This window comes from Oryzobacter telluris (assembly GCF_043099285.1).
Lineage (GTDB): Bacteria > Actinomycetota > Actinomycetes > Actinomycetales > Dermatophilaceae > Oryzobacter > Oryzobacter telluris.
This window is the reverse complement of the sequence record NZ_CP170723.1, coordinates 1,837,615-1,856,223: the sequence shown is the minus strand read 5'-3', so window position 1 is coordinate 1,856,223 and position 18,609 is coordinate 1,837,615. Positions and strand designations below refer to the sequence as shown.

Sequence of the window (18,609 nt, the reverse complement as noted above, 5' to 3'; positions counted from 1 at the left end):
TTCGGGAGTAGGTCATCTTGGAGAGGTAGCGGCTCGACCATCATCATCACGGCGAGCCGTTAACCGGATCTACGGCCATCCAACGGCGCTCGGTGGCGGCACTATGACGCACCCTCGTGCGTCCGGTCACGCCGATGGTGGATCGCCGCCGGTCGCTGATGCCCGCCGCCACCTGACCACAGGGATCTTCGGTTCCGCCAACGCAGCCAAGCCCTTCAACCCGCAAACTCCCGAACGCATGCCCCCGGGCCGTGCATCCGCGTGACAGAGATTTGGAGGTTGAGCGCATCCCGAGTGCTTAGATGATCGGGTGGGGAACCAGGTCAGGCGTCAGCACACCGTTTCCAAGTTCTACTTAAGAGGCTTTGCGACGGAAAAGGGCTTGATTAGTCGGGTGGCCCTATCGGGGGGGCCGCGAATCGATATGTCGATTACAGACGCAACGGTTATAAAGGACTTCTACTCTATAGAACTGCCAGACAGGTCGACCTCTGATGTATTTGAGAGAGCATTCTCCGAGATTGAGGATGTAGCAAGTAGCGCGCTGAGGCTTGTGGTGCAGGGGCGATGGCCGCTTCCTGAGGAGGCAAAGCAGAATCTGGCGCTCTGGATCGCGCTACAGCACCTACGGAGTGAAGAGATCCGTGCGAGCCAGACTGACATGAACGGCATGATGATTCGGATTCTTGTTGGCGTGTCCGGCAAGGAGGCCTTGCGGTCACATATCGAAAGGGCCGAAGGCCGGCCCGTCGAGGATCAGGAGCTGGACGAGGAGTGGAGGGACCTGACGAAGCCTGGCGGCCCCGACCTAGAGCCGGACGTTACGGGTCACCTTCGGCTAGCACTTCAGTTATGGCCGCGCATGGCCGCTCATCTAGCGGATAGCCACTGGACGCTTATCAGGTTCACGAAACGTGCCTTGGTAACCTCGGATCACCCGGTGTCGATGGCGGTAGATGAAAACTACCCCGAGCACATGGGGGTGGGGATAGCGACGGCTGACCTATTCACCGTTCCACTCACACGGCGTCTGGGACTGAATATCCAGCCCCGCATCGCGCTTCGTCAATACACAGATGATGTAGATGGGGTGCGAGACTTTGTGGTGACGGGGACGACGGCATTCGCCAACTCGATGAACCAGCAGACGGTGAATCAAGCCCGGCGTTATGTGTATCACCATCCAGACGATGAGTTATCCGGCCGGATTCACTTACCGGCGCCGGTGGATCGCTCACGGATGGATACCTCTACGGGGGACAACATGATTCGAGAAGAGGGGCTCTTCGCTGATGCAGACAACCGGGCGGTAGCGGAGGCGCTGTCGCCGTTCCCCGGCCGGGACGGCTTCTCGCTGTCCGACCTGCCGTGGCCGATCCCAAGGCGCCGCCCACGTCGCTCTTGACTTGAAACAGCAGAACACTCCAACGTCATCGGACGTTAGTTTGGCGGGGCGACTGGTCTGGAGGTCGCCGCGGAGGTCATCGCTCTCGCGTGCGTGTGTACGTCGTCATCGAGCTCCGGCAAATCCGACACCTTCCGGTCCGGGAGCAGGGCTACATGTCCGCGCCTGCTTTGGAGTTTGCCATCGGGGTCTCGCCACGGTGCGTCGGCACATGCCGCCGGGCGATCGGACGGCTGGTGCGTCACTCCGCCGCCTTCGCCCTAGCTCAGCCGGGGCTGGCGGCGTCTCGGGGGACCTACTCAACGTCGAACGCCAGTGGAACAATGGCGGCACCGCAAGCCCGGGTTGACCGTGCCTTGTGCGCGGACCGCTGGCGACCAGGAGGCGCAATGTCCATCTACGACAACTCCAGCGACGCGGATCGCCGCGAGCTTCTGTCGTTTGTGTCCAGCGTCTACGACGATCTGGCGTGGATGGTCGACATGCGTTACGAGCTGTTCTCTCCGGACTTGAGCACCACAGAGGGATCCCTCGACGACCTATCCGAGTTCTTGGCCTGGCTGGCGGACGCATGGCCGGATGTTTACGAGACCAGGGCTGAACTACTACGTCAGATGAGTGAAGTCCCGAGCGAGGTTCTCGCAAACCACGGACTTGCTGGACTCGACCTGAGAGTCAAGCTCATTGCGTGGCGAAGGGCGCGATTGCGCCTGACGCGGGCGGTCCTGGAGGAAGCAGATGCGGAGGACTCAGACGAGGTTTTCGACGACTACGCCGAACACCCGCAGGCGCCCCTTCCGCGGCCGAAGCGTTTCAGACGGGCAAAGAGAGTGCTCAAGTGGGCTTCCCGGGCTCTAGGTCACGCAGACACGATTCTTGGGAGCTTGGCTGCCCTTCTGAGCCAGGCGGAGCGGCTCAAAGAGATCAAGGAGACCGTTGAGAAGGTGTCCGGAGAAGTGGCCGAGGACCTCCCTGACTGACCTCAGGCAGACATGGCCCGATCTCGGGTCGGCCATTTGGCGCAGCGCGTCCCGTGCACCTCGCGGCGGGGTCGCCGCCGACTGGGTCAGGATCGACGCGTCAGGTCGTCGCCAGTGACCCGCCACACGCCCTGTCGTGGCGCGAGTCAGTCGTTGTGCGCTGCCGCATGATGGTGACGGCCGACGACACCCATCGTCGATGACAGAGTCGACGATGTCGTCTCCTGCGTCTTGCCGCCGACCGCGCCGTGCAGGCCCGTGGTGTTAGCTCGGGATCGGCGCCAGCGATCGACGGCTCAGCTGGCCCTGAACGATGCATAGCCGATGCAACTGAAAGCAAAAGCCCCCCGACCTGGCGTTTCCGCAGGTCAGGGGCCTCTCCTGATGCTCCCCCGGTTGGACTCGAACCAACAACCTGCCGATTAACAGTCGGCTGCTCTGCCAATTGAGCTACAGGGGAAAGGCCACCGGGGGATCGCCCCAGCAGCGCCCGGCAACGATAGCAAAGGTGGGACCCCTCGAAGAAACCGGCCCCCATGGGCCGAGGAACCGGCCCCGGCGGGCGCGAGTACCACCGCCGACGGGCGCGGGAACCGTCCCCGCGAGGGCCGGTTCGCGCCCTCGGCTCAGCTCAGCCCGACCTGCTCACGCACCCGCGCCAGGCCCTCGCGGACCTGCTCGGACACGCCCGGGTCGGTGCTGCGCACGCCCTTGGGCAGCACGGCCTGGCTGAGCAGGCGGTCGGTCTCGAGGTCCTTGCGGACGACGACCTTCGCGGTGCGCCGGTTGCCGAGGTCGACCGCCTCGGCGAGGACGACCGACGCCTGCACCCGCTCGCGCAGCGTCTCGGGCACCTGGCCGGGCTCGGGGAGCACGAGGCGCACCGGCTTCTCGCCGTCGACCCACGTGACGGTGAGGGTCGCGGTCTCGCCCTCCCACGACCCGGCGTCGACGAGGTGCCACGGCCGCGCCAGAGCGACGGTGAGCCCGTCGGGCCCGGGAGCGACCGCGTAGAGCCGGTGCCGGCCGGCGACGACCGTGCCGCCGGTGCGCTCCTCGGCGGCCCAGGCGAGCAGCTTCTCGCCGTGCCCGGGGGCGATGACGGCGGCGACGTCGGCCGGGACGCCGGGGCGGCGCAGGCCGGTCCACTCGATCCTCACGACGAGACCTCCTCACGCAGGCGGACCCGCTCGAGCTCGAGGGCGTTGAGGGCGACGGTGCGGGCGCGCAGGTCGTCGGGGTCGGCCTCGGGGTCGTTCTGGACCCGGCGGACCGCGGCCGTGGCGTCGGCGATGCGCCGCCCGAGCAGCCGGTCGAGGACGTCGGCGACCAGCGCGCCGAGGTAGCGCTTTGGGGGCAGGCCGGACGACGGGTCGAACTTCGTCGGCAGCGGCGCGACGGACAGCTCGGCGACGAGGGCGCGCACGGCGAGCGGCGCGGCCTCGACGACGGCGGCGACCCAGGCGGCGGTGGAGGCGGTGCGGGCCGTGGGCGCGGCGATCCGGATGCCGTCGAGCACCGCCCGGTGCGCGGGTGCGGTGAACGCCTCGGGCTCGAGGGCGTCGACGGTGGCGTCGTCGAACTGCTGGGGGTACTGCACCAGGGCCTGGAGGAGCTGGCGCTCGGCGAAGACGACGGGGTCGCGCAGGTTGGGCGCGGGCAGGGCGGCCTCGGGGCCGGGCTCGGGCACGTCGTCGGTGCTCGCGGGGCGGCGCGCGGCATCGGGTCCGGTGTCGTCGGCCCGCAGCTTGCCGGCCTTGCGCACCTCGGCCGCCATCTGCTCGACCTCCAGGCCCAGCCAGCCGGAGACGGTGCGCGTGTACTCGGGGCGCAGGCTCTGGTCGCGGATCGAGCCGATGATCGGCGCGACGGCCTTCATCGCCTGGACGCGCCCCTCGGCGGTCTCGAGGTCGAAGCGGCGGATGGTGGTGCGCACGGCGAACTCGAACATCGGCACGGCGCCGTCGACGAGCGCCCGCACCGCGGCGTCGCCCTTGGCGATCCGCAGCTCGCAGGGGTCCATGCCGTCCGGGGCGACGGCGACGAACGACTGGGCGACCCAGCGCTGGTCCTCGCCGAAGGCCTTCATCGCGGCGGCCTGGCCGGCCTTGTCGCCGTCGAAGGTGAACACGACGCGCGCCGGAGCCTGGTCGGCCTCGTCGCGCATGATGCGGCGCAGCAGCTTGATGTGGTCGACCCCGAACGACGTGCCGCACGTGGCGACCGCGCCCTCGACGCCGGACAGGTGCGCGGCCATGACGTCGGTGTAGCCCTCGACGACGACGGCGCGGCGCTCGGTGGAGATGGCCTTCTTGGCGGCGTCGAGGCCGTAGAGGACCTGGCTCTTCTTGTAGATCGGCGTCTCGGAGGTGTTGAGGTACTTCGCGGCGATGCGGTCGTCCTCGAACAGGCGTCGCGCGCCGAAGCCGACGGTGTCGCCGGTGGTGTCGCGGATCGGCCACATGAGCCGCCCGCGGAAGCGGTCGTAGAGGCCGCGGCCCTTGCCGGACAGGCCGCCGGTGACCAGCTCGTCCTCGGTGAAGCCGCGGCCGCGCAGGTGCCGGCTCAGGGCCTCGCCACCCTGCGGGGCGAACCCCATGCCGAACCGCTCGGCGGCCGCGCTGTCGAAGCCGCGCTCGCGCAGGAAGTCGCGGCCGGCGCGGGCGTCGGGGCGTGTGGTGTCCAGGAGGATCTCGGCGTAGAACTCCTGCGCGACGCGGTGGGCCTCGATGAGCCGCGACCGCTTGCCGAGGGAGGCGCCGCCGTCGCGGGGGCCGCCACCCTCCTCGTATCGCAGCTCCATCCCGAGCTTCTGGGCCAGCCGCTCGACCGACTCGGTGAAGGTGAGGTGCTCGACCTTCTGCACGAACGACAGGACGTCGCCGCCCTCGCCGCAGCCGAAGCAGTGGTAGCTGCCGACGCTCGGGCGCACCGTGAAGCTGGGGCTCTTCTCGTCGTGGAAGGGGCACAGGCCCTTGAGTGAGCCAACGCCTGCCGGGCGCAGGGTCACGTGGTCGCGGACGACGTCCTCGATGGACGTGCGCTCCTTGACCGTCGTGATGTCCTCGGCCCTGATCCGACCCGCCACTGCTTCCTCTCGGTGTCCCCGCGTGTGCTGCCGCGAGTCTAGGTCGTCTGCGGGCGGCACCACCGGCGGTGCAGGGTCAGAGCCCGTGCGTCGGTGAGCGAGGCGACCTGGTCGACGAGGACGCGCAGCGCCTCGGCGTCGGTGGTCGCGGCCGCGAGGTCGGCCCGCAGGTCGGGGTCGAGGCGGGTGGGGTCGGCCTCGTAGGCGGCGACGAGCTCGGCGACGACCTCGCGCTGGCTGACGTAGAGCTCGACCCGCTCGGCCGCGTACATGACGTAGTGGGCGGCCACGGCCTTGAGGACGGCGCACTCGGCCCTGCTCCCCCGCGGCACGACGAGGTCGCCGTGGTGGCGGGTCAGCGGGCCGGGGCCGTGCCGCTCGCGGGTGGCCTGCTCGACGGCGACGACGAAGCGTCCGATGAGGCGGCTCGTCATGTCCTTGAGGCCGGCGAGGGAGGCGCGGGTGCCGTCGTAGCCGTCCGGGACCGCACCCGAGGCGAGAACGCGGTCGAGGGCGGCGCCGAGCTCGTCGGGGGTCAGCCCCGGTTCGTAGACCTCGCCCGCGACGGCGACCACGGCGTCGACGTCGTGCCGGTCCCGCAGGGCGCGCGGGTCGAGCCAGCCGGAGGCGATGGCGTCCTCGACGTCGTGCACGGAGTACGCGACGTCGTCGGCCCAGTCCATGACCTCGGCCTCGACGCTGCGGCCGGCCTCCGGGGCGCCCTCGCGGAACCAGTCGAAGACGTCGAGGTCGTCGTCGTAGACGCCGAACTTCACCGTGGGGTGGGGCGCGGCGCCGCGCCGCCACGGGTACTTCGTGGCGGCGTCGAGGCTGGCGCGGGTGAGGTTGAGGCCGGCGGGGCGGCCGTCGGGGTGGATCCGCTTGGCCTCGAGCCGGGTGAGGACGCGCAGGGTCTGGGCGTTGCCCTCGAAGCCCCCGATGCCGGCGGCGAGGGCGTCGAGGGCGGACTCGCCGTTGTGCCCGAACGGGGGGTGGCCGAGGTCGTGGGCGAGGCAGGCGGTGTCGACGACGTCGGCGTTGCAGCCCAGGGCCGCCCCGAACTCGCGGCCGATCTGGGCGACCTCGAGGGAGTGGGTCAGCCGGTTGCGGACGAAGTCGTCGCTGCCCGGCTGGACGACCTGGGTCTTCGCCGAGAGGCGACGCAGGCTCGCGGAGTGCACGAGCCGGGCGCGGTCGCGGGCGAAGTCGTCGCGGTCGGCCCGCTTGTGCGCGGGGTCCTCCCGCACCCACCGCTCGCGGTCGCGACCGGTGTAGGTCTCGCGGTCCGGTTCGGTGGAGGTCACGCGCTCACCCTAGGCGGGCCGCTTCCTCCGCCGCTGCCGCGGCCCGCGCGACCCACGAGGGCTCGGTGCCGTAGCGCTGGGGCTTGATCATCCGGCCGGCGGCGCAGTCCTCGACGAGCGTCGCGGCGCGGGCGTCGCGGGTCTTCTCCTGCTTGGCGGTCATGACCCAGATGGTGACGATCTTGCGGTAGCCGTTCGTGGCGCCGGCCCAGAACGCGGCGGCGGCGGGGTCGGCCTCGAGGGCGGCGGCGTAGCGGGGCTCGAGCTCGAGCCCCTCGTTCTCGTAGGTGTAGATCCCGCTGCGGTCGGCGCGCCGCTTCTCGAACGCCGCGAGCCCGCTGGGCTGCATCCGGCCCTGGGCCGTGAGCTCGGCGACGGCGTTGATGTTGACCGTCGACCAGTTGCTCGTGGCCTTGCGCGGGGTCCAGCGCTGGCGGCGCGAGTGCTCGTCGATGCCCTGGGCCTTGCTGTCGATCCAGCCCCAGCACAGCGCCTCGCGCACGGCCTGCTCCCAGGTCAGGGTGGCCTTGGGGTGGCCCTTCTTGTAGAAGCCCATCCACAGCTCGGTCTCGGTGTCGTGGTGCGCGGCGAGCCAGCGCCCGAACTCGTCGGCGTCGGCGAAGAAGATCGCCGGCTTGTCGGGCGTGCCCCCCGGGGTCCCGATCTGCGTCCCCTTGTTCTCGTGCTCCCCCGTGTCCGCCTGCGCCATGCCCCGACCCTAGCGATGCGCTCCGACACCCGGCGCCCCTCCTGCGGGCTCTGGTCCACTGCGCGGGGTGGCGTCGATCTGCGGGGATGGCGGCGCGAACGCACCGCCACCCGGGCAGGTGGACCAGAGCCGACCGAGTGGACCAGAGCCCGCGCCGGGGGGCGCGGGGGGTCAGCCGCCGGAGACGCTCAGCTCGGCCTGGGCGACGACAGCGGCCTGCTCGGCGTCGAGGTCGCGCGAGCGCAGCCAGTTCTCGGGCAGGGCCACGACGCGGGGCGACCCGGCGCGGCCGCGCTGCCCCTCGGCGGGCTCGCCGGGCCAGGGCGCCGAGAGGTCCATCGTCGCGATGAGGGCGTCGATGGACTCCAGGCTGTCGACCAGCGCCAGCTGGTGGCGCACCGTCGACCCCGCCGGGAAGCCCTTGAGGTACCAGGCGATGTGCTTGCGGATGTCGCGGCACGCGTGCGCCTCGTCGCCGTCGTAGAAGTCGACGAGGTACTCGGCGTGCCGGCGCAGCGTGGCCGTGACCTCGGCCAGGCCCGGCTGCACCCGCACCGACGACCCCGCGAACGCGGCGGCGAGGTCGGTGAACAGCCACGGCCGCCCCAGGCACCCGCGCCCGACGACGACGCCGTCGCAGCCGGTGCGCCGCACCATCTCCAGGGCGTCCTCGGCCGACCAGATGTCCCCGTTGCCGAGCACGGGCACGGTCCTCACGGCCTCCTTGAGGCGCGCGATCGCGTCCCAGTTCGCGCTCCCCGAGTACGCCTGCGACGCCGTGCGCCCGTGCAGCGCGACGGCCGCCACGCCCTCGGCCTCGGCGATCCGCCCGGCGTCGAGGTAGGTGACGTGGTCGTCGTCGATGCCGATGCGCATCTTCACGGTGACCGGCACGTCGAACGGCGCGGCCTCGCGGACGACGGCCCGGATGATGCCACGGAACAGCTCGGTCTTCCACGGCAGGGCCGCGCCCCCACCCTTGCGGGTGACCTTGGGGACGGGGCAGCCGAAGTTGAGGTCGATGTGGTCGGCGCGGTCCTCGGTGACGAGCATCCGCGCGGCCAGCCCGGCCGTGACGGGGTCGACCGAGTACAGCTGCACCGACCGGGGCTGCTCCTCGGGGCCGTGCGAGATGAGCCGCATCGTCTCGGCGTTGCGCTCGACGAGCGCCCGCGAGGTCACCATCTCGTTGACGTACAGGCTCGTCGCCCCCGACGCGCCCCCGGCCTCGAGCCCTGCCGACCCGTACTCGCGGCACAGCCGGCGGAACGCGCGGTTCGTGATGCCGGCCATCGGCGCCAGGACGACCGGCGACTCGATGACGTGGCGCCCGATCCGCAGCGGGGGCAGCACGGGGACGCCGGCGGGCGTGGTGGCCGGCGCGGCGGTGGGGACGGTGGGGGCGGTGGAGACGGACATGGCGCCGACCATTCTCCCCGACGCCCCCGGAACCCCCGAAATCGTCCCCGAGGCCACCACCGAGCGACCTCGTGCGACCTCGTGCGAGTTGAGTGCGGTTTCGCGCGGCTCCGGGCGTCAGAACCGCACCGAAGTCGCACGAGGTCGCTAGGGGGACGCGGGCTCGCGCGCGGCGGTGACGAGCTCCCAGAGGGCGGCGGCGGTGTCGTGGGGGTGGGTCAGGGGGAACACGTGCAGCCCGTGGTGCACCGTCACCGACCGCACCCACCGGGCCGAGCGGGCGGCCCGGGCGAACCGCCGCGCGTCCACCCGGAGCTGGTCGAACTGCCCGGCGACGAGCAGGACCGGGCAGGTGACGGCCGCCAGCATCGAGGGGCGGCAGCGCGTCATCACCCCGTCCCACGCGGCCGGGATGCCGTCGAACCCGTACCCGGCCTCCTTGATGAGGGCGGCGAGCTCGTCCGGGAGGAGGGTGTCGAACTGGCGGTCCAGGGCCCGCGACATCCGGTCGACCCCGAGCCGTCCCTCGAGCCGGGCGATCCCCCGGTACAGCGCCGCACCGGGACCCGCCGGCACCGCCGTCGCCCCGAGCAGCCCCAGCCCGGCCAGCCGGGTCGGGTGCTCGGACGCCCACGCCATCGCGAGGTACCCACCCAGGCTGTGCCCCACGAGGACGACGGGCACCGACGGGTCGCCACCCTCCACCGCCTCCCCCACCACGGCGAGCGCCGCCTCCCACGTGAACGGCTCACCGCGGCGCGACCCGTGGGCCGGGAGGTCGGGCACGACGACGTCGACGTCCGGGCCCAGCAGCGCCTCGTACCGCGCCCACTGGGCCCCGCTCAGCTGGGAGCCGTGAAGGAGGACGACGCGGACCGGACGGGGCACCGCGCCATTCTCGCCGAGGAGGGCGGTGGTTGGATGGCCGGGTGACCGTCCCCGCCCTCGTCACCGCCGACGACCTCGCGACCCTCCTCGCCCGCGGCGAGGCCGCCGTGGTCGACGTCCAGTACGCCCTCCGCGGCACCCCGGGTCCCGAGCTCTACCGCGCGGCCCACGTCCCCGGCGCCCCGTTCGTCGACCTCGACGAGGCCCTCGCCGGCCCGCCCGGACGCCGCGGCCGCCACCCCCTGCCCGACCCCGCCGTCCTCGAGGCCGCACTGCGCCGGGCCGGCCTCGACGACGACACCGAGGTCGTCGTCTACGACCAGCAGACCTCGCTCGCCTCCGCCCGCGCCTGGTGGGTCCTGCGCTGGGCCGGCCACCCGCAGGTGCGCGTCCTCGACGGGGGGCTCGCCGCCTGGCAGCGCGCCGGCCTGCCGGTCACCCAAGACGTCCCCACCCCGGAGCCCGGCTCGATCACCGTCCGGCCCGGTTCCGTCCCCGTCCTCGACGCCGAGGCCGCCGCCTCGATGGCGCGCACCGGCGTCCTGCTCGACGTCCGCACCGCCGAGCGCTTCCGCGGGGACGCCGAGCCCATCGACCACACCGCCGGCCACGTCCCGGGCGCCACCAACCTGCCGATGGCCGACGTCCTGGCCGAGGACGGCACGTTCCTGGCGGCCCACCTCATCCGGCAGCGCGCCGCGGCGGCCGGCGTGCACCGCGACACCCCGGTGGGGACCCAGTGCGGCTCCGGCGTCACCGCCGCCCAGATGTCGCTGGCCCTGCACACCGCCGGCATCACCTCGGTGCCGTACGTGGGGTCGTGGAGCGAGTGGATCGAGGACCCGACGCGTCCGATCGCGCTGGGGCCCGAGCCCGACGGTCAGAGGGCGTAGGACCCGGTGAACCCGCCGGCGTTCGTGCCGACCGGGCCCACCTCCCCCACCCGCGACAGCCCGCCGCCGATGACGTCCCACGCCAGCAGCCGCAGCGTCGGGCGCGCCGAGAGGCCGGCGAACGAGCGGGACTCGAGGATGACGACGTCCTGCGGCCCCCACGCCAGCGGGCGGTAGCAGCCCTTCGGCACCGCCGGCGAGCGCGTGGCCGCGAGCACCCGGGGGATGGGACGCAGGTCTCCCTGCACCGCGATGAGGCCCTGGCTCCGGGCGATCGCGCCCCCGTAGGTCTGGCCGAGGTAGGCGTGCGACGCCACCCAGGCCTCGGTGTTGCTCACCGACTCGCCGTCGACCTCGATCACCGGGCCGCGCAGGGAGCGCGAGCCGGTGGACGCCCCGGCCGCCGAGAAGGTCCGCAGCTCGGTGACGCCGTCGACCGTGACGAGGTCGACCCAGCCGGCCCCGACCACGCTCGTCGCCTCGGCCACGGTCCCCTCGGCGGTGTCGACGAGCCAGGTCCGGTCGGTGCCGTGGGCCACGACGGTGCGGTTGTCCTTGGCCCAGCCGGTGCGGTGGATCGTGCTGTCGGGCACCGGGATCCGGTCGGCGGTGCCGTTGCGGGCATCGATGACGACGACCTCCCCCGGCTGCGGCAGCACCACGGCGAGCCGGTCGTCCCGGATGGTGCGCGGCCCGAGGACGATGCCACCCCCGCTCTGCGTGGGGTCGGCCCGCACCAGCGGCACGCCCGAGCAGACGAGGTAGTCCAGACCGGCGGCCGCCCGCGGGAGGTGCAGCACGGCCATCAGGCCCTCCGCGCCGGGGGTCCAGGCGAGCATCACGGCCCGCACCGACGCGGTGTTCGTGGGCCGCCCGGCCTCCGCCCCGAGCTTGGGCAGGCGCATCGCGTCGTCGAAGCCGATGAGCGTGGCCAGGCCGAGCGTGGCGGCGTCGCGGTACAGCGGCAGGGCGGTCTCGTCGCCGGGGTCGGGCGCGAGGTCGGCGGTGACCCCTCCCACGACCGCGTTGCGCAGGCGGGTCGGCGACGGGGTGGGCCGACCGGCCACGCCCGTCCCCGACGGCGTCTCGCGCACCACGACGCTGGTCACGGCGGCCGCGGCCGCCACGGCGCCCGCACCGAGGAGGGCCCGCCGCCGCACCGTGCGCCGGTGCCGGACCGCGGTCTCCCACGCGTCGGTGGCGAGGTCGGTCTCGGGCACGTCGTCACTGGCGAGCTCGAGCAGGTCGCGCAGGTCGGTCGTCATCGGGAGCCTCCGGTCTCGAGGTCGGCGCGGGGCATGGCGGCCCGCAGCCGCGCCAGCGCGTCGTGCGTCTGGCTCTTCACGGTGCCCACCGAGCAGCCGAGGATGTCGGCGGTGTCGCGCTCGGAGCGGTCCTCGAAGAACCGCAGCACCACCGTGGCGCGCTGCCGCGGGCTCAGCGTGTCGAGCGCCCGCAGGACGTCGAGGCGGCGCTCCACGGTCTCGCTCTCCCACGAGGCGGCCGGGGCGTCCCACACGGGGTCGAGCCCGATGACCTCGTGGCGCCGCTTGCGCCACGACGACACCGCGTCGCGGTAGAGGATGCGCCGCACGTAGGCGTCGGGCTGCTCGTCGCGCACCCGCTCCCACTGGCCGGCGAGCTTGACGAGCGCGCCCTGCAGGAGGTCCTCGGCGAGGTGGAGGTCGCCGCACACGAGGTAGGCGGCGCGCAGCAGGCGGTGCTGGCGCGCGCGGACGTACTCGACGAACTCGACGTCCGCCGGCCACACGGCCTCCGTGCGCCCCACGCCCACCTCCTCGTCCGCGTCGTCGTCCTCCACTCTCCCAACGCACCGGCCGGGGCGAAAGGTTGGGTGCCGCGACGCGCCGACCTCACAGGCGCCCGCGTCGCCACCCGGCGACGTCGAGTGGTTGGATCGGCGCATGACGGGGGACGCGACCTTCCACGTCGACCTCCGCGGGGTGGTCGACCTGCTGTCGCACCACCTGTACTCCAGCCCGCGGGTCTACCTGCGCGAGCTGCTGCAGAACGCCGTCGACGCCGTGACGGCCCGCACCGAGGAGGACGCGGGCGCACCCCGGCGGGTCCGCATCGTCCCGGCCGACGTGTCCACCGACGGCATGCTCCACGTCGAGGACACAGGAATCGGGCTCGACGAGGCCGGCATCCGCGGGGTCCTGGCGACCATCGGCGCGTCCACCAAGCGCGACGCCCTCGGCCTGGCCCGAGAGAGCTTCCTGGGCCAGTTCGGCATCGGCCTGCTGTCCTGCTTCCTCGTCACCGACGAGATCCGGGTGACCACCCGCCGGGCCGGCACCGACGAGACCTGGCTGTGGGTCGGGCGCGACGACGGCACATACGCTGTCACGCCGGCGCCAGAACCCCGCACGGAGCCCGGCACCGACGTCGCGCTGCGCCCGCGCGGCAGCGCCGCCGACCTCCTGTCGGCCCGGGTGGTCCGCTCGCTGGCCTCGACGTTCGGCCGGCACCTCGCCCTCGAGGTCGTCGTCGAGGGACCCGACGGACCGGTGGAGGTCGCCGGTCGCCGCTACCCCTGGGAGGAGGACGACCCCTCCCGACGGCGCGAGGCCGGCCTCGCCCTCGGCCAGCGCCTCCTGCGCGAGCGGCCGCTCGACGTCGTCGACCTCTCCGACCCCGCAGCCGGGCTGAGGGGCCAGGCGTTCGTCCTCCCCCACCCGGGCGGCGCGCGCTCGGCCCACCACCTCTACGCCAAGCGGATGCTCGTCGGCGAGAACGTTCCCGACCTCCTGCCCGAGTGGGCGTTCTTCGTGCGGGCCGTCGTCGACACCGAGCGCCTCGGCCTCACCGCGTCGCGCGAGGCGCTGCACGACGACGACCTCCTCGACGAGACCCGGGCCCGCCTCGGCGAGCAGCTCAAGCGCTGGCTGCTGCGGATGGTGCGCACCGACCGCGCCCGCGCCGAGGAGTTCTTCCGGGTCCACCACCTCGCCGCGAAGGCCGCCGCCACCACCGACGACGACATGCTCGAGGTCGTCGCCGAGGTGCTGCCGTGGGAGACGACCGTCGGCACGATGTCGCTGGCCCAGTTCTGCGAGCTCGACCGCGTCGTCACCTACGTCGACTCGGTCGACGCGTACCAGCAGGTCGCCGCCATCGCGCGGGCCGAGGACATCGCCGTCCTCAACGCCGGGTACGCCTACGACACCGCACTGCTCGAGCGCTGGGTCCGCCGCTCCCCCGGGCTCGACTCGCGGCGGCTGGGCCCCGACGAGCTCGCCGACCGATTCTCCCCTCCCTCGCCCGAGGACGAGCGCACCTTCGAGCCGCTGCTCGACGTGGCCCGCGCCGTGCTGGCCCGCGCCGGTGCGGTCCCGGTCGCCCGGTCGTTCCGCCCCACGACGCTCCAGGCGGTCCTCCTCATCGGGCGCGATGCGCTGCTCGAGCGCGACCGGCGCGAGGTCGCCGCCTCCGCCGCCGGCCCGTGGGCCGAGGCGCTGGAGACCATCGCGACGCCGTCGGCCGAGCCGCGCTTCGTCCTCAACGTCGAGAACCCCGCCGTGCGGCGCCTCGCCGCCGGCGCCGACGCAGCCCTGCAGCAGGTCGCCGTCGAGGCCCTGTACGCCCACGCCCTCCTCTCCGGTCGGCACCCGCTGACCCCGTTCGACAGCGCGCTCGTGGCCCGCGCGCTGCCGGCTCTCATCGACCGGGCCATCGACGGAGGCCCGTGATGAGGCAGTGGGACCAGGTGTCACCCGAGTTCGCCACGGTGTCGATGGAGGCCGACGAGGCCCCGGTCGGGATCGAGCGGGTGCGGGCCCACGAGGGCGCGCTGCGCCTGGCCCAGGCGAACGGCTCGTTCGCCGAGGAGTTCGTGGCCCGCACCGACCTCGTCGCGGCGCTCTACCACGTGGCCCGCGACCCCCGAACCCTCACGCACTACGCGTGGCTGCGCCAGTCGCTCGCCCCGGAGCGCGGGCTCGACCAGGACGACCGCGACCAGGTCCTGTGGCAGCTGAAGTGGGCCGTCGAGCTGGTCCGCGACCTTCCCGACCTCTCCCTCGAGACCCTCGTCGCGGCGACCGACGACCTCGAGACCGTCTTCCGCGGCGACGGGTACCACCTGCGCCCGGTGCACGCCGCCCGGGCCAAGCTGGCCATGGACCTCGGCGACACCGACACCGTCGACCGCGAGCTGACCGCGTGGCTCGCCGAGCCGCGCGACAGCCGCAGCGACTGCGAGGCCTGCGAGCGGCGCGACCAGGCACACCTCGTCGCCGACACCGAGCCCGAGCGCGCCCTCGAGCTGATCCGCCCGACCGTCGACGGCGAGCTGAGCTGCGGCGACGAGCCCCGCTCCAGCCTCGGGCTCGACGCCCTGCTGCGGGTCGGGCAGGGCGACCTCGACGGGGCGATCTCCTCCTACCGCCGCGCGTGGCACCTCGCCGACGGCGCCAGGGCGGCCGACACCGTGGGCGACTGCCTGCGCGTCCTGCTCCGCCTGGGCAACGTCGACCGCGCGGTCGACCTCCTCGTCCCCCGCCTGAGCCTGCTCGACGACCTGCTCAGCCCCCGGTCGCGGATGTGGTTCGCGGGCACCGCCGCCCACGTCCTCGAGCGTGCCGCGGTCGTCGGCCTCGCCCCCGCGGACATCGACGGCCGCCCGACCGACGAGGTGGCGGCCGAGCTGCGCCGCACTGCAGAGGAGGTCGCAGCCGCGTTCGACGCGCGCAACGGCTCGGGCGAGATGTCGCGACGGCTCGCCGCCGCCCACGACGACGCCGCCGTGCCCACCGAGCCCACCCTGCCGCCGACCCGGCTGCCCGAGACCGCGGTCGACGTCACCCCGGCGCGTCGCGGCCGCCGGGTCGAGGTCCCCCTGGGCCTCGTCGAGCGGGCCGACGCCACCCGCGAGGCGATGCTCTCCCTCGACCCCGACGTCGACGAGCTCGTGCGCTCGTGGCTGGCCGACCGCGAGGACGCCCCCACCCCCACCTCCCCGGAGGAGTGGTCGGCGGTCGCCTTCCTCGACCGGGTCAGCGCCCAGGACGCCGGGAGCCCCGAGCGCCACCGCGCCCGGCTCGCGGAGGCCGAGGAGCATGCCCGCCGGGCGGAGGACGAGGTGGAGGTGGCCCGCGCCCGGGCGGAGGGCGCCATCCTCGACGGCGACGACGCCGCCGCCCTCGCCATCGCCGACCGGCTCGACGCCGACGGCCACCCCGGGGAGGCCGCGGGCATCTGGCGCCGCGTCGCCTACTTCGGCACGCCCGACGACCCCGCCGCCCTCCTCGAGCGCTCCGCCGAGGGGTACGCCCGGGCCGGGCAGGAGCGCCGACGCCTGCTCAGCGAGATCGAGGTCGCGATGGCGATGGGCCCGGCCCGCGCCACCGAGGCCACCGCGCGCCTGGACCGGGTCGAGCCGAGCGTGGCCGACGTCCCCGTCCTCCAGCTCATGGTCGAGGACGTCCGCGGCCGCCTGGCCCGCGCGCACGGCGACCTCGAGACCGCCGAGGTGCACCTGCGCCGGGCGCTGGAGATCACCGGGTCCGCCGAGCGCGCCCGCGTGCCCGTCCTCCTCGCGCTGTGCGACGTCCTCGTCGACCGCAACGCCTACGACGAGCTCGAGGGCCCGGCCGCCGACGTCGTGGCGGCCGCCACCTCGACCCGCGACCCCCTCCTCCTCGCCCACGGCCAGCGCTTCCTCGGGCTCGCCTACGTCGAGTCCGGTCGCCCGGCCGAGGCCGCCGAGCTCCTCGAGGCCGCGCTGCCGGTGCTGCGCGAGCACACCCCCGGCCTCGTCGGGCCGGTCGGCTGGGCCCTGGGCAACAGCCTCATCGGCCTGGGCCAGTGGCGCGCCGCGCGCACCGCGTTCGCCACGGCGTCGGCGTCGTTCGAGGCCGAGGAGCGCATCCACGAGGCCGCCCACGCCCAGTGGCGCGCGGGCAACGCCGCCTGGGACGGCGAGGACGTCGAGGCGGCCGCGAGCCACTACGACGACGCCATCGACAAGGCCAGGGCGTCGAACACCGTCGCCCTCTACGTCGAGGCCCGCCGCTCGCGCGCGGCCCTGCGCGCCGACACCGAGGACCTCGCCGCCGGCCTGCGCGACCTCGACGCCGCCGTCCCCGCCGGCCAGGCCCTCGCCGCCGAGGCGGGGGTCGCCGAGGACGAGTGGGACGGCGAGGTCATCGAGCCCTACGTCCTGCGCCAGGGCGCCCACCTGCTCGCCAAGCACGGCGACGTCGACGGCGCGGTCGAGCGGCTGGCCCGCGCCGAGGCGCTCGTCGGGGCCGAGCTCGAGCTCGTCCTGCACGCCGAGGGCGCGGGCATGCTCGCCGACGCCGACCGGCTGGAGGAGGCCGAGCCGCGGTTGCGGGCGGTCCTCCCCCGGCTCGCGGCGTCCGGGCTCGACGACCAGCGGGTCGACGCAGCGGGAGCGCTCGCCCGCCTGCTCGACCGCCACGGGCGGGCCGAGGAGGCCGAGCGGGCGTGGGCCCAGTTCGGCCCGGAGGCCTAGGTCAGCAGCCGACGAGGCGGGCGCCGAGCCAGGCCGGGACCTGGTCGAGCGACACGCGCTCCTGCGCCATCGAGTCACGCTCGCGGATGGTGACCGCCTGGTCCTCGAGGGTGTCGAAGTCGACGGTGATGCAGTACGGCGTGCCGATCTCGTCCTGACGACGGTAGCGGCGACCGATGGCGCCCGCGTCGTCGAACTCGACGTTCCAGTTCCGGCGCAGGGTGGCCGCGAGGTCGCGGGCCTTGGGCGAGAGGTCGGCGTTGCGCGACAGCGGCAGGACCGCGACCTTGATCGGCGCCAGGCGCGGGTCGAGCTTGAGCACGACGCGCTTGTCGACCCCGCCCTTGGTGTTGGGCGCCTCGTCCTCGGTGTAGGCGTCGACGAGGAACGTCATCAGGCTGCGCGACAGGCCCGCTGCGGGCTCGATGACGTAGGGCGTGTACTTCTCGCCGCTCGCCTGGTCGAAGTAGACGAGGTCGGTGCCCGAGTGGGTGGAGTGCGTGGTGAGGTCGAAGTCGGTGCGGTTGGCGATGCCCTCGAGCTCGCCCCACTCGCTGCCGGTGAAGTTGAAGCGGTACTCGATGTCGACGGTGCGCTTGGAGTAGTGCGACAGCTTCTCGGCCGGGTGCTCGTAGTGGCGCAGGTTGTCGGGGTTGATCCCGAGGTCGGTGTACCAGCGGGTGCGCTCGGCGAGCCAGTACTCGTGCCACTCCTCGTCCTCGCCGGGCTTGACGAAGAACTCCATCTCCATCTGCTCGAACTCGCGGGTGCGGAAGATGAAGTTGCCCGGCGTGATCTCGTTGCGGAAGCTCTTGCCGGTCTGCGCGATGCCGAACGGCGGCTTCTTGCGCGAGGCCTGCATGACGTTGAGGAAGTTGACGAAGATGCCCTGCGCGGTCTCGGGGCGCAGGTAGTGCAGGCCGCCCTCGTCCTCGATGACGCCGAGGTAGGTCTTGAGCATCATGTTGAACTCGCGCGGCTCGGTCCACTGGCCGCGGGTGCCGCAGTTGGGGCAGGCGATGTCGGCGAGGGCGATGGAGTCGGGGTCGACCTCCTTGCCCTTCTTCGCCTCCTTGTCGGCGAGCGCCTCCTGCATGTGGTCGACGCGGAAGCGCTTGTGGCAGCTCTGGCACTCGGTGAGCGGGTCGGTGAACTCGCCGACGTGGCCGCTGGCGACCCAGGTCTGGCGGGGCAGGATGATCGAGGAGTCCAGGCCCACGACGTCCTCGCGCGCGGTCACCATCGAGCGCCACCACTGGCGCTTGATGTTCTCCTTGAGCTCGACACCGAGCGGCCCGTAGTCCCAGGCCGAGCGCGTGCCACCGTAGATCTCTCCGCACGGGAACACGAACCCGCGACGCTTGCAGAGGGAGACGACGGTGTCGACGACGGAGGTGGGGGCGGCCATGCGCGCAAGGTTATCG

The 18,609-nt window shown here is 73.0% G+C and carries 14 protein-coding genes and 1 tRNA gene; 5 read left to right on the top strand and 10 right to left on the bottom strand.

Annotated elements, in window-relative coordinates:
* Positions 1-310 precede the first annotated feature (310 nt).
* Together ACFLFB_RS08435 and ACFLFB_RS08430 are read left to right on the top strand one after the other, a co-directional pair.
* A complete protein-coding gene (locus ACFLFB_RS08435) occupies positions 311-1,405 on the top strand; it encodes a DUF4238 domain-containing protein (RefSeq protein ID WP_392545266.1) in 1,095 nt (364 codons plus the stop codon).
* A 389-nt stretch (positions 1,406-1,794) separates the two neighbouring features.
* Entirely contained in the window at positions 1,795-2,385 is a 591-nt protein-coding gene (locus ACFLFB_RS08430; protein ID WP_392545265.1) for a hypothetical protein, read from the top strand.
* Positions 2,386-2,772: 387 nt separating this feature from the next.
* On the opposite strand, the gene ACFLFB_RS08425 is transcribed toward ACFLFB_RS08430, so the two are convergent.
* The 7 genes from ACFLFB_RS08425 to ACFLFB_RS08395 form a co-directional block, all read right to left on the bottom strand.
* Positions 2,773-2,845, bottom strand: a tRNA-Asn gene (locus tag ACFLFB_RS08425).
* A 166-nt stretch (positions 2,846-3,011) separates the two neighbouring features.
* Positions 3,012-3,545 carry a hypothetical protein gene (locus ACFLFB_RS08420; RefSeq protein WP_392545264.1) on the bottom strand — a complete coding sequence of 178 codons (534 nt, stop codon included), beginning with the start codon at positions 3,543-3,545 and terminating at the stop codon, positions 3,012-3,014.
* Positions 3,542-5,473, bottom strand: a complete 1,932-nt coding sequence (dnaG, locus tag ACFLFB_RS08415; protein ID WP_392545263.1) for a DNA primase — start codon at positions 5,471-5,473, stop codon at positions 3,542-3,544. Before dnaG ends, ACFLFB_RS08420 begins: the two co-directional genes overlap by 4 nt.
* 38 nt (positions 5,474-5,511) lie before the next feature.
* Entirely contained in the window at positions 5,512-6,777 is a 1,266-nt protein-coding gene (locus ACFLFB_RS08410; RefSeq protein ID WP_392545262.1) for a deoxyguanosinetriphosphate triphosphohydrolase, read from the bottom strand.
* A gap of 4 nt (positions 6,778-6,781) precedes the next feature.
* Positions 6,782-7,486 (bottom strand): YdeI family protein, encoded by a 705-nt coding sequence (locus ACFLFB_RS08405; RefSeq protein ID WP_392545261.1) that lies wholly within the window; start codon positions 7,484-7,486, stop codon positions 6,782-6,784.
* A 171-nt stretch (positions 7,487-7,657) separates the two neighbouring features.
* Positions 7,658-8,905: a tRNA dihydrouridine synthase DusB gene (gene dusB / locus ACFLFB_RS08400; protein ID WP_392545260.1), complete on the bottom strand. Its 1,248-nt coding sequence runs from the start codon at positions 8,903-8,905 to the stop codon at positions 7,658-7,660.
* A 147-nt stretch (positions 8,906-9,052) separates the two neighbouring features.
* Positions 9,053-9,793 carry an alpha/beta fold hydrolase gene (locus ACFLFB_RS08395; protein WP_392545259.1) on the bottom strand — a complete coding sequence of 247 codons (741 nt, stop codon included), beginning with the start codon at positions 9,791-9,793 and terminating at the stop codon, positions 9,053-9,055.
* Positions 9,794-9,834: 41 nt separating this feature from the next.
* Here ACFLFB_RS08395 and ACFLFB_RS08390 point away from each other — a divergent pair, with 41 nt between their 5' ends.
* Positions 9,835-10,686 carry a sulfurtransferase gene (locus ACFLFB_RS08390; RefSeq protein ID WP_392545258.1) on the top strand — a complete coding sequence of 284 codons (852 nt, stop codon included), beginning with the start codon at positions 9,835-9,837 and terminating at the stop codon, positions 10,684-10,686.
* Here the strand turns inward: ACFLFB_RS08390 and ACFLFB_RS08385 are convergent.
* Positions 10,674-11,951: a hypothetical protein gene (locus ACFLFB_RS08385; protein WP_392545257.1), complete on the bottom strand. Its 1,278-nt coding sequence runs from the start codon at positions 11,949-11,951 to the stop codon at positions 10,674-10,676. The two genes, ACFLFB_RS08390 and ACFLFB_RS08385, sit on opposite strands and share 13 nt — an antisense overlap.
* Positions 11,948-12,475, bottom strand: a complete 528-nt coding sequence (locus ACFLFB_RS08380) for a SigE family RNA polymerase sigma factor (protein ID WP_392545256.1) — start codon at positions 12,473-12,475, stop codon at positions 11,948-11,950. Before ACFLFB_RS08380 ends, ACFLFB_RS08385 begins: the two co-directional genes overlap by 4 nt.
* 136 nt (positions 12,476-12,611) lie before the next feature.
* Between ACFLFB_RS08380 and ACFLFB_RS08375 the strand changes: the two genes are divergently transcribed.
* Complete coding sequence (locus ACFLFB_RS08375) at positions 12,612-14,399, top strand: HSP90 family protein (RefSeq protein WP_392545255.1); 1,788 nt, start codon at positions 12,612-12,614, stop codon at positions 14,397-14,399.
* On the top strand, positions 14,399-17,185 hold the full coding sequence (locus ACFLFB_RS08370; RefSeq protein WP_392545254.1) for a hypothetical protein: 2,787 nt from the start codon (positions 14,399-14,401) through the stop codon (positions 17,183-17,185). The genes ACFLFB_RS08375 and ACFLFB_RS08370 overlap by 1 nt, the downstream gene beginning before the upstream one ends.
* A gap of 1 nt (position 17,186) precedes the next feature.
* Here ACFLFB_RS08370 and ACFLFB_RS08365 read toward each other — a convergent pair whose 3' ends face one another.
* Positions 17,187-18,593: a glycine--tRNA ligase gene (locus ACFLFB_RS08365; RefSeq protein ID WP_392545253.1), complete on the bottom strand. Its 1,407-nt coding sequence runs from the start codon at positions 18,591-18,593 to the stop codon at positions 17,187-17,189.
* Positions 18,594-18,609 lie beyond the last annotated feature (16 nt).

Bases quoted from the DNA above. Each gene is read 5' to 3' on its own strand.
- ACFLFB_RS08430 (WP_392545265.1), top strand. From the start codon at position 1,795: ATGTCCATCTACGACAACTCCAGCGACGCGGATCGCCGCGAGCTTCTG.
- ACFLFB_RS08405 (WP_392545261.1), bottom strand. From the start codon at position 7,486: ATGGCGCAGGCGGACACGGGGGAGCACGAGAACAAGGGGACGCAGATC.
- dusB (WP_392545260.1), bottom strand. From the start codon at position 8,905: ATGTCCGTCTCCACCGCCCCCACCGTCCCCACCGCCGCGCCGGCCACC.
- ACFLFB_RS08385 (WP_392545257.1), bottom strand. From the start codon at position 11,951: ATGACGACCGACCTGCGCGACCTGCTCGAGCTCGCCAGTGACGACGTG.
- ACFLFB_RS08375 (WP_392545255.1), top strand. From the start codon at position 12,612: ATGACGGGGGACGCGACCTTCCACGTCGACCTCCGCGGGGTGGTCGAC.
- ACFLFB_RS08370 (WP_392545254.1), top strand. From the start codon at position 14,399: ATGAGGCAGTGGGACCAGGTGTCACCCGAGTTCGCCACGGTGTCGATG.
- ACFLFB_RS08365 (WP_392545253.1), bottom strand. From the start codon at position 18,593: ATGGCCGCCCCCACCTCCGTCGTCGACACCGTCGTCTCCCTCTGCAAG.